This window comes from Paenibacillus sp. FSL H8-0079, from assembly GCF_037991315.1.
Classification (GTDB): domain Bacteria; phylum Bacillota; class Bacilli; order Paenibacillales; family Paenibacillaceae; genus Paenibacillus.
The window spans coordinates 2,925,370-2,940,245 of record NZ_CP150300.1; the positions used below are offsets into that span (position 1 = coordinate 2,925,370).

A 14,876-nucleotide genomic window follows, 5' to 3' on the forward strand; every position below is an offset into this window, starting at 1 on the left:
TACTCTATAAGCCAGAAGGTGAAGTGAGTGAACAGCAGGAAGGGAGTCCGAGGGGCTCATACTACCTGGGAACGCAGGACAACACAACCTGCGGGAGGGAAGGAGCCCTACTTTGTTCACGTTTCACCAAGAGGTACGAGTTCGTGAATGCCAAAATGGCTAACGACACGCTAGAAAACACTCAACAACTCTTATAGGGGAAACTAGGTCATGAGGCCAAAGCAAATATGCTGCATGCCCATGAAAGATGAACATCGGAAAGCCGTATGAGGGAAAACCTCACGTACGGTTTGATGAGGAGGGGCTGGGTTTTGCCCAGCCTTTTACTCTAGTATGATGGGATTAGAGATAACGGTAGTTGCTACAGAGAGATTTATGAGAGGATAAACTGTGGCTAAACTTCAAACGGAGATGGATAATCACCGGAGTTATTCCCATTTTTTCGTGTGTATTAACTTGTTGAAGTACGCTCAACAAGATATAATGGCATAGTAGAAAGCAGATTACATGTTGAAAGTGAGCGGAAACGATATGGGTCGTAAGTGGAATAATATCAAGGAAAAAAAAGCTTCAAAAGATGCAAACACGAGCCGGGTCTACGCTAAATTCGGCGTTGAGATCTATGTAGCTGCCAAGAAGGGCGAACCGGACCCGGAAGCGAACCGTGCACTGAAAGTCGTGCTGGAACGTGCCAAAACGTATAATGTACCCAAAGCCATCATTGATCGTGCGATGGAAAAAGCAAAAGGCAGCGGGGATGAGAACTATGAAGAGCTGCGTTATGAAGGCTTCGGACCGAATGGTGCGATGGTCATCGTAGATGCACTCACCAACAACGTGAATCGTACAGCGCCGGAAGTGCGCTCTGCGTTTAACAAAAACGCTGGTAACATGGGTGTCAGTGGTTCTGTTGCTTACATGTTTGATTCAACAGCGGTTATCGGTGTAGAGGGCAAGAATTCCGAAGAAGTGCTTGAACTTCTGCTCGAAGCAGATGTAGATGTACGTGATATCGTGGACGAAGACGATGCTGTGATCGTATATGCAGATCCGGATCAATTCCATGCTGTACAAGAAGCATTCAAAGCTGCGGGTGTTACTGAGTTCACAGTAGCCGAGCTGACGATGCTTGCGCAAAACCATATTGAACTTCCAGAGGATGCACAAGCTCAGTTCGAGAAACTGATCGATGCGCTTGAGGACCTTGAAGATGTTCAACAGGTTTACCATAACGTAGAGTTCGTATAAGATAACGAAACGATACGTGGTGTGATTGCATAAAAAGAGTGTCTGACCAATCTACGCGATTGGACGGACACTCTTTTTTTGTTTGTTTACGAGTCAGACTGCAACGTTCCAGTGGACTGATCTGATTTTTCCGATTTACTTCCACCGAACTTGAATAACACAATTCCACCCACAATGACAAGCACACCGAGCAGTTGATTCCACGAAAAAGGAATTTGCTCCAGACCGAGCCATCCCATGGAATCAAACAATAGAGCAAAGCTCAGTTGGGACGTCAGCACGATCGAGATGGCATATGTGGGGCCAAGTAGTTTCATCCCTTGCACCAGACAGAAGACTACGCCAACGCCGATGGCTCCGCTGAGCCAGTACCAAGGTTGCATATGCTGAAAGCTGAATGTATTTTTACCTTCCACTAGCAGAGAGATGAGGAATGAGGCAATGAATCCGGTGAACAACACCATCGTTGTGGTAGACCATGAACCGGTGCGTTCATTGACTTTGCTATTAAAAATCGTTTGCAAACTGACAAGTGCACCTGCCAGCAACGCAAGTGAAATCCCTGTAATTAACATGGTTGTCGAACTCCTTATTCATAAATATTGTGACCTGCTATTTCACGCAGACCCGCCCGATCCTTGATCATAATCAATCCTTGATGTCGTTCAATTAATCCGTCTGCACAGAGCTTCTGGATGACTCGGTTCAGATGTCGGTAACTGGTGCCGATCAGATTCGCAATGTCGGTCAGATTGAACGCGTCCAGCTCTTCATGAACGACGTTGCCCGCTTCTTCTGTCGAGATGGAGAGCAGGTAGCTGACTAGACGAACCTCAACGGGATACATCAGATTGAAATTGGAAAAGTTCGAGTCAATGTAGAATTTGTGTGAGATGATTTTCAGTAAAAATTTAAGCAAGGGTGCATAATCGCTGGCAAGCTCAGCGAGCCATTGATAATGAATGCGAAGCATCACCACAGGCGATACGGCCTGAACCGTATTGACAATATCGCTTTCACGGACATACTCTATGTCCCCGACGACTTCGAGCGGTGTCTTGAAGCAAAGCACTAGCGTTTTATCCTGAGCCGAGGTGGTGAAAATCTTGATTTTACCCTCGACCAGTACGTACAAATATTCGGAAGCTTCTCCTTCACGACAGATCAGTTCACACTTCTCGAAGTGGCATAACGTCATATGTGGACGTAGGGGCTCGTGAAATACCGTTTCGAGTTGATATCGCTTCAGATAGTGCATTAATTGTTGCTCGTTATGGATCTCTTCCACGCTGTTGTTCACCCCCGACTATATGTTCCAATCATTCTCAAAAACTATAGTTTCATAATGATAACACCAGCCACCATTAAGGCAATGCCCAGAAATTGCGGCAGTTTCATTTTTTGTTTCACCACGCCAAACCATCCGTTACTATCCACCAGAAAAGTCAGGAACAGCTGAGCGATCAGTAGGGCCGAGATCGTGAACGTAACCCCGATTTGCTGAATGGCCGTTACTTCGCTGAAAATAATGACCGCGCCAAAAGCGCCTCCAGCCAGATACATAGGTTTTACTTGTTTGAGTCCTTGAAGGTTGGTGTCACGAACGAACAACAGGATGAGCGCCGCTAGTATGAATCCCGTCAGTTGTGTAATCGTAGCGGCTTGCCATGTGCCCATGTCGGTGCTAATCCGAGTATTGGCAACCCCTTGTAGTGTGATACAAGCACCACCCAGTAATGCAAAAATAATTCCTCTCATATGTACTCTCCTTATTCAATCACTTCGACTTCTATTTAATGATAAACTCACCCCGAACGCCAAGGACAAATGTCCTGAGCTCTGAAGTCACAGCATTTAGAGTACAATAAAGAACTCGGAAAATCCAGATGGGGCATGAAGAGATACGCGGCATATATGCTCAGGCGGGTAGAAAGGGGCGGTAAAACAGGGGAAATGGAGGAATAGGGTGTCTACGATTCGTTACTTTTGAAAATCGGAAAATATTCGCTACATAGAGTGTGTCAGGTTCGTTAGCTATCCAAGAAATGAAACGAGAATCTGCCGACTTGACCCCGGAGCGTAGAAAGTATGCAAAGCTCCGAGGTACGCGGGGCAATGAGATTAGAACGAATCAGTTAGATCCTCTCCGTACAAACCAATCATAATATTAGATCACAGTGTACAAAGGCTTCTCGCCCACAAAACGAACTGACAATTCAGGAAGACGTTCTGCCAAACTATGTGCCAAAAGCTTCATTCCCGAAGCCTCGCTCTCGGCATGTCCGATCATGATCAGTGCCTTGGACTTGCCCTGTTGCACGGCATCACGGATATATTCCGGTGTCTCCCATTCGAATCCTTCTCCAGCGATGATGAGATCCAATTGGCTATTCTGAATCAGGGGAATCGTCACATGACCATTGCCACGAAAACCTACCAATACCGCTGCGCGTCTACAGACTATTTCTGCATTGCCTGCAACGCGTACATACTCGATCCCAAGGCAACTTTTCACATGGTGAGCAATAGCTTCAACGGTACTTCCTTCCAGAAAAGAAAGGATGTCTGCTTCCGGTAGTCGTTGCTCCACATAAGAGGACCACTCCAATGCCTGAATCAATCCTTCGGTAATGCCATCCGGTTGAAACCGGTGGATGATATCATGACAGCGATAGATGGAAATGTCTGCTTCGTCGATCAATTTCCTTTTGTCCACATATACCGAATCATTTGCAAGCCAATCTGTATGACTGTGATGGTTATAAAACGGAGATTCATGCGCAATGATCAAGTTAGCACCGTGCTGTATGGCTTGTTCAATAACATAATGTGTGGGCATAAAAGCAATGATAATACCTGTGACCTTTCGATCAAGTGAGCCCGTAATCAGCTGATCCACCGTGTTTTCCGGCAATTCAATGTTTTCTGTGAGATGAAGTACAATGTCTTGAACAGTAAGGTCCATAGGGGGCATTCCTCCAATGACAGGATATAAAGGTAGTGTACCATGTTGACGTCTGAAATCTACTGCCTTCCAGATTATAGGGGTCATTTTTACTGTTTGTGGTTAATACTAGAACATACAGTTTACAGTCAGTTATGATAACAACGGAGGAATGTATTGGATGTGTACGGATGTTGGATTCATATAGTTTTCTCAAACAAGAATAAGTATACTTACATAGAGTCTTTGTTTGCGTTAAATGGAGCTGATTCCAACGAAACCAGTTTCTATTCATTTGCAACAACAGAACAGATTGTGAAAGGGGATAACTACGATGACATCAACAAATATTATGGAACGTCTGAAGAGCGAGACAGCTCATTATCATAGACAAGTAGAACAGAACCCTTATGCGAAAGCCATTATGAATCAAACTGTGACTATAGAAGAATATAGAACATATTTAGAGAAATTTTATGGATTCCTGAAACCGCTGGAAGATCAAGCTGTACAGCAGCCTTTCTGGGGGAGTACAGGATTGGATATCGAGATTAGAGGCAAGGCTGGACTGTTGGAAAAAGATTTACGAAATCTGGGTGCAAGTGAAGAGGAAATCAGCCAACTTCCGCTCTGTGAAGAACTGCCGGATATTTCAACACCTGCGCGTTTGTTCGGATATCTGTATGTAATTGAGGGGTCCACGAACGGTGGACAGATTATGACCAAACGTTTGTCGCAGTTCCTGCCCATTGAGGCTGATCGTGGTTTGGAATATTTCAATGCTTACGGCTCAGAGACAAGAACAAGATGGAGCGAGTTTATGGGTTTGCTGCAGCAGTCCATCAGTACTCCAGAAGATCATGACAACATGGTACACAGTGCATCAGAGACATTCCGACTGTTAGATCAATGGATTAATACGTAGGGCGGACTTTTTTTTCATATTTTAAAAGGTATCTATATAAGTTGAAGTAATCATTAATTCAACTGATATGAACGAAAATGTCAAAGGCGCCTTAAGAAACTCCTTTCACAGCTCCGTTTTGAAGCAAAGTTAAGGGCTCAGCCCCGAAGGTGAAAACGGCTCGTTGACGTTGAGCAATCTGATATTCGTGGATTGGTTACCACATGTAATCCCTACGTCGCGCAGAAGCTGCCGGATAAACTTAAATCGCGAGTTCGGAGCCAAGAGCTCTTATCGCAAGTTGAACGCCGTGGATTCTTCTGCTACGTGTTTTCCTTTCACCTTCAAGGCTCAACCCTCCACATGAAAAACCGTTTCCTTTTTAAACGAGGTTTTAAGAAAGAGGGCACTACGTCGTTTGATTTGCAACGCGCTGCTGGGTTTCGATCTGAGAAGCAATTGCCCAAACAAATCCGCTGAGTTCTCTTGCAATTGCGGTAATGACTTTATTCTTGTTCATGCCCCGGGAAAGGAGCTTTCGATATTTTTCGTGTAAACGAACCTGAGCGTGCCAAGCCATGGCACACACTTCAGCGTTCTGACCCTGTTGTCGCTGCAGCAATTTCCCTTTCAAGGCAGGCTGATACCGATAGCTCCAGGCAGCCTCAACAGCAGCTCGGCGTACATGCCGATTGCCTGCTTTTGTTGTGGCTCCTCGACGCGTCGTTTGCCCGGTGGAGTACTCGCTGGGAACGAGTCCGGTGTAACTCATAAACGAACTCCCTTTTGGAAACCGAAGAAAACTACCGACTTCTGCCACCAGCGTGATCGCTGTGATTAGAGCCACGCCGCGCAAAACTTGTAAAGCGGTAATGAGGGAAGCCCGTGGGCCACTCTGAGCTTCTTGAGCCATGTATTTTTCCAAGCGTTCTAGGCGTAGCATCTCTTCTTGAATCGTATGAATGTATTCCTGAAGAACTGTCTGCTGAACGGCATTAGGAAGACGCAGCACCTTTAACCAGGACCAATATTTCACCGACCAGCGACGAACCCCTTCGGGTCCAGGAATACTATGGCGAAGAAGGAACTTCGTTAAACGATGTTTAGCGCGAAGCAGATTTTCCTTACTATCTTCCCGGGCACGAACTAAATCGCGCAAGGCTTCATCCGCTTCGGTGGGAACGTAGACAGCCTGTAGCTCACCTGAACGAAGAAGTTGTGCGAGCTTTAAAGCATCCCGCCGATCCGTTTTCACCCGGTCGCCTGGACGAGAAGGGATAAGCGACGGAGCAATCACCGAACAGGAAATGCCCATCTTTGTAAGCAACCGATACAATGCGTAGCCGGTAGGACCTGCTTCATAACAAATTTCAAGTGAGCTACCATCCTGAGTCAAGGTCTGAATAAACTTACGAACCGCTTTTTCTGTATGGGGGAACATCCCGATAAAATAAGCAGGCTCACGGCCCTCGTTCGCGACAGCAACGGCAATTTTTTCTTTAGATACGTCTAAACCCACATATTTTGTGACAGACTTCATTGTATAGCTCTCCTTTGCAATGTGGCTCTGTTTTTAGGCAGTCCAGTTTGGATTTGGTTTCTTTACTGGGACAGTATTGCCAAGATAACCCACGGTTTTGCATAAAGGGGAGCTCATTTTCGTTCATAATAACTTATATAACATCATGAGAGGAGATTTTCCTGGCTATGGCCGAACCGAAGTCCAAGAAAGAACAAAATTTATTGAACCGCACATTGCTTCAACAGGGAACATACACGAATGATCCGATAGACCTGAATAACTGTGATAAAGAACCGATTCATATCCCCGGCTTTATTCAACCTCATGGTGTACTTTTGGCCATCAATACCAGTCATACGCCAACCATTGTTCAGTGTAGCCAAAATACGGAGGACCAACTGGGTATTGCCTATGAAGACGTTTTGGGCATGCCTTTGGAAAATCTGATCGGCGAGCATGATGTACGCAAACTGTTGGGTAGCAGCTTCAATGCAGCTGTAACCTCTGATTTGCATTACATGGATCTGACCATTAAAGTATCCGGTGAGGACCGGATATTTTCATCTGTTCTTCATGAAAGTGAAGGGCTGCTCATTCTGGAGATTGAGCCTTTTTATGATAAAGAAAACATGGAAACTACCGACTTTGAGTGGATATCCCGATTCTTTGGTCGGATCAAAAGTACAGACAGTCGCGTGGAAGCAAGTCAGATTGCGGCTGAACAGGTGAAGGAAATGCTCGGTTATGACCGAGTCATGATCTATGAGTTTGACGAGCAATGGAATGGTAAAGTTATTGCTGAAGCACGTGAACAAGAACTCGAACCATTCCTTGGGCACCACTATCCGGCTTCGGATATTCCAAAACAGGCTCGGGAATTGTATCTTCGCAATTGGTTGCGAACCATTGTGAATGTCAATTATACACCCGTAGAGATTGTGCCTACGCTCCAACCGCTCACAGGCAAACCGCTAAATTTGAGTCTTTCGGTCCTGCGCAGCGTATCTCCTCTTCATATCGAATATTTGCATAATATGGGTGTAGGTGCGACCGTTACGATCTCTCTTATTCATAACAATCAACTGTGGGGACTCATCACATGCCATCATTATTCGGCCAGATATGTACCCCATCGCGTACGGAATCTGTGCAATTTTCTGGGTGCGTTCTTCTCGAATGAATTGTTCCAGCGTCAGCAACTCGATGATTATCAAGCAGAGATCCAATCACGTGAAGCCGCTTCACGAATGGCCAATATATTTATCGGTAACACAAGTCCTGCCCGAGTACTTGAGGAATTACAGGGAGAAGAAGAGACGGTGTTAAATCTGATGGGTGCTGCCGGAGCAGCAATCTGTTACCAGGACAAGTTGTTGTTGTATGGTGAAACGCCAAACAGCGGACAGATTCGTGAACTGGCAGGTTGGCTTGCAGGAAAGTCCGAGGATTACAGTTATCATACGTCGAAACTGAGTTTGGAGTATGAGACGTCCAAAGCTTATCAGGATAAGGCTTCAGGGGTTATTTATGTTGCCATTTCGCCTGGACAGCATAACTACATGCTCTGGTTCCGACCTGAGGTCGTCCAGGTTGTCGATTGGGCGGGTGACCCCGCGAAGGCAGTGCTCAAGACGGATGATGGCATGCGGTTATCTCCGCGTAAATCATTCGAGAAATGGCGTGAGGTTGTAAAATCAACTTCGTATCCATGGACATCCAAAGAGCTGAGCGTGTTACCTTTACTCAAAACCATTGTACGTCGGCAGACAGAGAACCAGTTGGTTCAGGCCGAAGAACAGGCGCTGCAGAATGCTCGTATTTTGCGACAAAATGAACAGCGTTATTTGCAGTTAATGGATTACTCGCCCGTGGCATTCTTTACTTTGACTGACGGTCAGATTATCTACTGTAATACGAAGTCTGCTGAGCTGCTCGGGTTCGAGAGTGCCAAAAGCCTGACGGGCAAGGACTTCAGAGAGTTTGTACCGGATAAAACAAGAGTCACGTTGCAACAGAATTTTGAGGAATTAAAGCACAATAACACAAGTTTGATCACCAGCCAGTCGTATTTTACCACAGCGGCAGGTACCTCATTGTTGCTTGAAATTACACTTGCTTCTGTTACGCATGCGGGCAAGCCATCTGTGATGGTCCTACTGCACAGTGGAACGTCCCACCATGAACAGGACAATTACACCGAAACGACGAGCCAGCTGCAGAGTTATCTGACGACAGATCCGTTAACGGATATGCCGATTCAGACGGTGTTCAAGTCACAGCTTCAGACTGACTGGGATGACTGTTTACAGGAAAAATGCAGTCTGGGACTACTCATTATAGATATTGATGATTTCCGTTCGTATAATGCAGCATATGGCCTTCAAGGAGGCGACCTGTGTCTGCAATGGATCGGTGAGGTGCTTACCGTGGTTAGCGAACAGCATGAAGCGCAGATCTCTCGTCTTCGCGGAGGTACATTTATGCTGAAATTGAAGAGCACAACGTCACAATATTCAGCCAAACTTGCGGAAGAGATCAGACAACATGTGCTGGCTCTACAGATTCAAAGGGAATCATCCGGTCCGAGTGGAGTCGTCACTGTTAGTGTCGGTGGTGCAGTACTGGTACCAGATGAGAATTCCAATGCATCCGAACTGATCGAAAAAGCGAGTCGAGCATTGGCCCAAGCGAAAAGTGAAGGGAAGAATCGGGCGATCGTTGTCTGATTTTAGGGTATGTACCCTTACTGCTGAAAGGAATACACCTGTATTATCAAAGTCTTATAGAGTTGAACCAAAAAGAGGGCAGAAATGCTCTCTTTTTTTGGTTCCAGGAATGTCTTAATTTCGTCACCGCAGACACAGGACAAGTGTTATAATGTTCCCTATGGATACACTTGTTCGTATTCTGTCTTGGAGGAGGGTGAGACAACGTTCTATGAAAGACAATTCAAGACAACTGGAATTTATGGAGATAGATCTGAGTGAAGAACCTGAAACAGCAGCAGTTCCGGTTCCTGATCGTTCAACCATTATGCAGTCTGCACATGATACGATGCAGCATCGTGGAGGCATATTGTCCTCAGAGAAACGTTTTGTGGAGGAAGCAAAGCAGTGGGTAGCGATGGAGGGGGATGTATGCCCGTGGGTTCCCTTTATGAGTTACTGGCCAACGTATGGCGTGATGAACGAAGCCCAACGCAAGTGGTATATGTTTTGGAGGAAAGAAGTACGTCAGGGGAGATACCCGGATACCGATCTGTCCTATCTATTTGTTCATATCTACGAGTTAATAAACGGCATTGGCTGGCAGAATCCTCAGGATGGTTATGATCAATTGAAGCAGCTATGGGTGAACTACCGTGAACGGCTGCCCCAATTAAATATATATATGCAAGAGTGGATGGTCGATTATGTGCTGGTCCATCAGATGGAGGTGTCATTATCCGAGGTCATGGTCCTTTCGGGTGGATATCTGCCAGCAGAGATGCTGGATAGGGAGCTGCAACGTATTTTACAGGAAAAAGTATCGGATATCTCGCTGAATATGCTGCAAAGATATTATGATTACGATATTACACTCAGTAAGTTCTACAGAGATGGCGGCAAAGAAGTGATGGAGCAGTACATCCCGCGGGTCATGGCCTTGGTTGATTCGTACCTGGAACGTACGCGACAAGTTGGACTGTTGCCTGAATGTAATCCTAACGATGAACGCACGATGGAGCGTATTTTGTTTCGCAAAGCAGTCTATGATGATTCGATCTGTGGAAGATCGGTAGCGTTCAGATATATGCCCATAGGTGAACAGGCTGATTTTGTGCAGATGGTTACGCGGATCTATCGATGTACTGAAAATAAACTTCGTGAACGGCTCGGATTCAGAGGCCGATTGCGAGGACAGACTCTTGAACCCGAACTTGCGAATCTGATTGAACGTTACCTGGACAAAGCATATGCGACCGAGCAGGCTGAGGCTATGGAGCAACCGGTGATTCGTATTGATACGGAGAAATTGGCATCGTTACAGCAGGAAAGTGAGTACGTACGATTGGCACTTACGATTGAGGATGATTCCACTTTTGAAGATAAGGACGTAAACAGCACAACGATCGAAATAAATCTGGCAAGTTTACCAGAGGATTCTAAAGAGCCAGTTCCATTCGTTGATGATACAGCATCGTCTGAAGCATCAGGAAAATCAGTTTTGTTGCAGTGGGACGAGTCTGCTGAGGCTGATCTGGATGAAGAATGGCTGCTCTTTGCCAAGGAACTCTCCCCTCAGCAGGTGCAAACGATTCATGTTCTACTTGGTGCAAGTCCAGATACGGAGCTGATGCGTCTGGCTGAGCAATATGGAACGATGCCTACGCTTCTGCTGGATGAAATTAATGATGTGGCTATGGAAACGATCGGTGATCTTCTGATTGATGGTGATCGGATTGTTCCTGATTATATAGATGTGTTCGAACATGTGAAGAGGTGATACGCAGTGACAGAACTTAAAATACCGAAGCGGCTGACCACCGCACTTGTAAATTCATTGACAGCTGGTGTTGTCCCGCGAATTGGACTGGAGCAGATTGCCGTTGGCCGGAAACAGGAAGTGGAAGCCATCTTGCGGGATATGGACAATATCGCTGAGGGCGGCGCAGCTTTTAAACTCATTACGGGTCGTTACGGCAGCGGAAAAAGCTTTCTTTTGCAAATGATTCGTAATTATGCGATGGATCGGGATTTCGTTGTGGCAGATGCGGATCTGTCACCTGAGCGACGACTGGTGGGTACCAAAGGTCAGGGACTTGCTACATACCGCGAACTGATGACTCGTCTGTCTACACGCACACGCCCGGATGGGGGAGCGTTGGAGCCGATTTTGCAAAAATGGATCGCAGGGTTGCAACAATCCACGATGCAGAGTCAGAACTTGCGACCGGATGATCCCGCTCTGCCGTTGGAAGTAGAGAAGCAGATCTATGCGGTGACGGGGGAGATGCAGAATCTGGTTCACGGATTTGATTTTGCCAAGGTGCTGGCATCTTATTGGAATGGGTACAAGCTGGCTGATGATGATCGCAAACAGGCGGCGCTTCGCTGGCTTCGAGGAGAATTTGCAACCAAAACGGAAGCGAAAAAAGAACTGGCTGTTGGGGTCATTATCGACGATGACAACTGGTATGACTACTTCAAATTATGGTCTGAATTCACAGCGCGCATTGGGTACAAAGGATTGTTGTTGTTCATTGATGAAGCGGTGAATCTGTACAAAATTACAAACAGCATCTCCCGTCAAAGCAACTATGAGAAATTGCTGACCATGTTCAATGATACCATGCAGGGCAAAGCGGAGCACCTGGGCATATTTGTGGGCGGTACGCCGCAATTTGTGGAGGATGAACGACGCGGACTATACAGCTATGAAGCGCTTCGCTCCAGGCTTATTGATGGTCGTTATGCAACCAAAGCGTACGCGAATTATACAGGCCCGATCCTGAAACTGGCGATGTTATCGCATGAAGAGATTCTGATTTTGCTTCAGAAGCTGCGACAGATTCATGCCCTACATTTTGGATACAGTACGAGTCTAACGGATGAACAATTGGTTGATTTTATGCAAACGGCGGTGAACCGACTGGGTGCGGATGAATTGCTGACCACACGTGAAGTGGTACGCGACTTTATGGATGTATTGCATACGCTCCACCAGAATCCTGAAGTGACTTATACTCAATTACTTGGTGAACGGGCTGCCAAACCCCAGGAAACGGGTAAAGGGGCAGATGCTTCCGCAAATGCAGATGATCTGGACGATTTCCTGGCGGAGTTTGAATTATGAGTGATAATCCATTTTACCGGCTTGCGCCATTCGTTCAGGAATTTATTTATAAAAAAAGATGGGAATCGCTTCGGCCTGCCCAGATTGAAGCCTGCAATATTTGCTTTCATACCCCGCATCATATGCTGATTGCGGCAGGAACGGCCTCCGGCAAGACGGAGGCGGCTTTTTTTCCTGCATTGACCGAGCTGTATGAACGGCCTTCCAAATCGGTTGGCATTTTGTACATTGGACCTCTGAAAGCCCTGATTAATGACCAATTCGAACGTCTTAAGGATCTGCTATCCGAAGGAAATATTCCGGTTTGGCATTGGCACGGGGACGTACCTCAGGCAGAGAAAACAAAACTGATGAAGAACCCCTCCGGTGTGCTTCAGATAACGCCAGAATCGCTGGAAGGTCTGCTCATGAATCGACCGAATGCGATCCCGGCGCTGTTTCATGACCTACGTTATATCATCATCGATGAGGTACATGCCTTTATGGGAGCAGATCGGGGCATTCAAGTACTCAGCGAACTTGCCAGAATCGAGCGTATGGCTGGCTGTGCACCGCGAAGAGTGGGCTTGTCCGCTACACTTAGTGACTATGATGCGGCTACATCTTGGCTGGCTGCGGGAACGAAGCAGGGTGTCGATGTAGTCTCTTCCCCAGGTGGTCGCAAGCTGCGATTGCGGGTGGAACATTTCTCTTTTCCTGATGCACAGGATGAAGAGCAAGCGGAGCAGCTACATAATGCACGCAAAGCCTACTATGACTTCATCTATGAGAGCACACATCGCAAAAAAGCGCTGATCTTCACCAACAGCCGTACCGATGCAGAAGTCACCATTCTTGAGATGCGGCGGGTCGCGGCTCGCAGGCAGGAACGTGATGTATTCCATGTGCATCATGGGAGCATCTCCGCCATGCTGAGAGAGGAGACGGAAGCTGCCCTTCGCACCGGATCGGGGCCAGCTGTTGCTGCGGCAACAGTTACGCTCGAACTGGGCATCGATCTGGGCGAGCTGGAACGTGTGGTTCAGCTCGGTGCACCCTATAGCGCGTCCAGCTTTGTACAGCGTCTGGGACGTTCGGGGAGACGAGAGGATATGGCATCGGAGATGCTTTTTGTATGTCCGGAGGAAGAGGATGAGGAAGCGCAATTGCCTGCACGTATGCCATGGACTTTGATGCGTGCGATTGCTGTTATTGAACTATATGTAAAAACGAAATGGGTCGAACCTCTTGAAGCTCGCAAAATGCCCATAGGTGTACTCTATCATCAGACGATGAGCATGCTGAAAAGTATGGGGGAGGCGGAGCCAAGAGATCTTGCGGAAGCCATCCTTTCGCTGGCCCCATTTGCGTTGATTAGACCTGATCAATATCAGGTATTCCTGAATTACCTCATCGATACAGATCATCTGCAATGGACAGAGGAGCGAACGTTGATCATCGGTCTGACCGGTGAGAAAATCGTGAATAATTATCGCTTCTACGCAGTCTTCAAGGACGATGAGGAACATAAAGTACTGAACGGATCTGAAGAGATTGGTTCGATTACAACTGTGCCCCCACCTGGCTATTGCTTCTCGCTCGCAGGCAAACTGTGGAAAGTGGAAGAGGTCGATCACAAGCACAAGGCTGTGTATGTGAAGTCTGCCAAAGGTAAAGTAGATACGTTATGGCTTGGTGCGGGAGGAGATATTCATACGTCGGTGGTACAGAAAATGCGTGAAGTGTTATCCGACTCGACCATCTATCCCTACCTGTCACCGCAAGCCGTCAATCGACTGGAACGGGCACGCCGACTCGCTCGTGAAAGCGGTCTGCTGAAGCAGGTCGTCATTCCGGCAGGGGGAGATTCGATGTATGTTCTTCCTTGGGTGGGAAGTAAATCGTTCCGTACATTGGAACGACTGATGAAGCATAACCTGTCCAAGAAACTTGCCTTGCGTTCGGTTGTGCCTATGGAGCCCTATTATTTTGTGGTGTCGGGCAAGGTCGATGAACGAACATTGTTAGCCGAGATTATGAGTGAGTGTCGGACGGCTGAAGACGCATCTGCGTTACTTGCTGAAGACGAAGCACCTTATCTGGGCAAGTATGATGAATTCGTCGCGCCGCCTTTGATCCGTGAGGCTTTTGCCGTAGATGGGCTGGATTTGGATGGATTGAAGGCAGGTTTACAGCAAACATTGGAATGGGACTCTTCAGGCTTCAAGTGAACATAACGTTTTTACGTAATAATATTTTTATACGGAATAGGGTTGACACCATCTCACCTCCCATGTAATATATGAAAAGTCGTCACACACGAATTACATCAAATTGCATATATCATTTCGTATAACCTCGCAGGCCGAAAGTGTACACAGGGCGAGGGTCTCTACGGGAAGCCTATACTTCCTAACTACGATGCCAAGGAATCGATGTATTCC

Annotated in this window: 11 protein-coding genes and 1 riboswitch; of the genes, 6 read left to right on the top strand and 5 right to left on the bottom strand. The window is 46.8% G+C overall.

Features of this window, described 5'->3' with window-relative positions:
* The first annotated feature begins 531 nt into the window (after window positions 1-531).
* Complete coding sequence (locus MHI06_RS13230; RefSeq protein ID WP_169481804.1) at window positions 532-1,248, top strand: YebC/PmpR family DNA-binding transcriptional regulator; 717 nt, start codon at window positions 532-534, stop codon at window positions 1,246-1,248.
* A gap of 86 nt (window positions 1,249-1,334) precedes the next feature.
* On the opposite strand, the gene MHI06_RS13235 is transcribed toward MHI06_RS13230, so the two are convergent.
* From MHI06_RS13235 to MHI06_RS13250, 4 genes are all read right to left on the bottom strand, one after another.
* Window positions 1,335-1,823, bottom strand: a complete 489-nt coding sequence (locus MHI06_RS13235; RefSeq protein ID WP_169481763.1) for a DMT family transporter — start codon at window positions 1,821-1,823, stop codon at window positions 1,335-1,337.
* A 14-nt stretch (window positions 1,824-1,837) separates the two neighbouring features.
* Complete coding sequence (locus MHI06_RS13240; protein ID WP_169481764.1) at window positions 1,838-2,536, bottom strand: cyclic nucleotide-binding domain-containing protein; 699 nt, start codon at window positions 2,534-2,536, stop codon at window positions 1,838-1,840.
* 44 nt (window positions 2,537-2,580) lie between these two features.
* Window positions 2,581-3,006: a DMT family transporter gene (locus tag MHI06_RS13245; protein WP_169481765.1), complete on the bottom strand. Its 426-nt coding sequence runs from the start codon at window positions 3,004-3,006 to the stop codon at window positions 2,581-2,583.
* Between the two features lie 409 nt (window positions 3,007-3,415).
* On the bottom strand, window positions 3,416-4,213 hold the full coding sequence (locus MHI06_RS13250) for a Nif3-like dinuclear metal center hexameric protein (RefSeq protein WP_340401771.1): 798 nt from the start codon (window positions 4,211-4,213) through the stop codon (window positions 3,416-3,418).
* A 313-nt stretch (window positions 4,214-4,526) separates the two neighbouring features.
* On the opposite strand from MHI06_RS13250, the gene MHI06_RS13255 reads away from it, so the two are divergent.
* Window positions 4,527-5,117 carry a biliverdin-producing heme oxygenase gene (locus tag MHI06_RS13255; protein WP_340401772.1) on the top strand — a complete coding sequence of 197 codons (591 nt, stop codon included), beginning with the start codon at window positions 4,527-4,529 and terminating at the stop codon, window positions 5,115-5,117.
* A gap of 388 nt (window positions 5,118-5,505) precedes the next feature.
* Here the strand turns inward: MHI06_RS13255 and MHI06_RS13260 are convergent, their stop codons facing one another.
* A complete protein-coding gene (locus tag MHI06_RS13260; RefSeq protein ID WP_340401698.1) occupies window positions 5,506-6,636 on the bottom strand; it encodes an IS110 family transposase in 1,131 nt (376 codons plus the stop codon).
* A 167-nt stretch (window positions 6,637-6,803) separates the two neighbouring features.
* On the opposite strand from MHI06_RS13260, the gene MHI06_RS13265 reads away from it, so the two are divergent.
* The 4 genes from MHI06_RS13265 to MHI06_RS13280 all read left to right on the top strand — a co-directional run bounded on the left by MHI06_RS13265 (window position 6,804) and on the right by MHI06_RS13280 (window position 14,663).
* Complete coding sequence (locus tag MHI06_RS13265; protein ID WP_340401773.1) at window positions 6,804-9,344, top strand: diguanylate cyclase; 2,541 nt, start codon at window positions 6,804-6,806, stop codon at window positions 9,342-9,344.
* Window positions 9,345-9,540: 196 nt separating this feature from the next.
* Window positions 9,541-11,103, top strand: a complete 1,563-nt coding sequence (locus MHI06_RS13270; RefSeq protein WP_340401774.1) for a TerB N-terminal domain-containing protein — start codon at window positions 9,541-9,543, stop codon at window positions 11,101-11,103.
* 6 nt (window positions 11,104-11,109) lie between these two features.
* Window positions 11,110-12,453: an ATP-binding protein gene (locus MHI06_RS13275; RefSeq protein ID WP_340401775.1), complete on the top strand. Its 1,344-nt coding sequence runs from the start codon at window positions 11,110-11,112 to the stop codon at window positions 12,451-12,453.
* Complete coding sequence (locus MHI06_RS13280) at window positions 12,450-14,663, top strand: DEAD/DEAH box helicase (RefSeq protein WP_340401776.1); 2,214 nt, start codon at window positions 12,450-12,452, stop codon at window positions 14,661-14,663. The genes MHI06_RS13275 and MHI06_RS13280 overlap by 4 nt, the downstream gene beginning before the upstream one ends.
* Window positions 14,664-14,760: 97 nt before the next feature.
* Window positions 14,761-14,871, top strand: a riboswitch (purine riboswitch).
* Window positions 14,872-14,876: the final 5 nt, after the last annotated feature.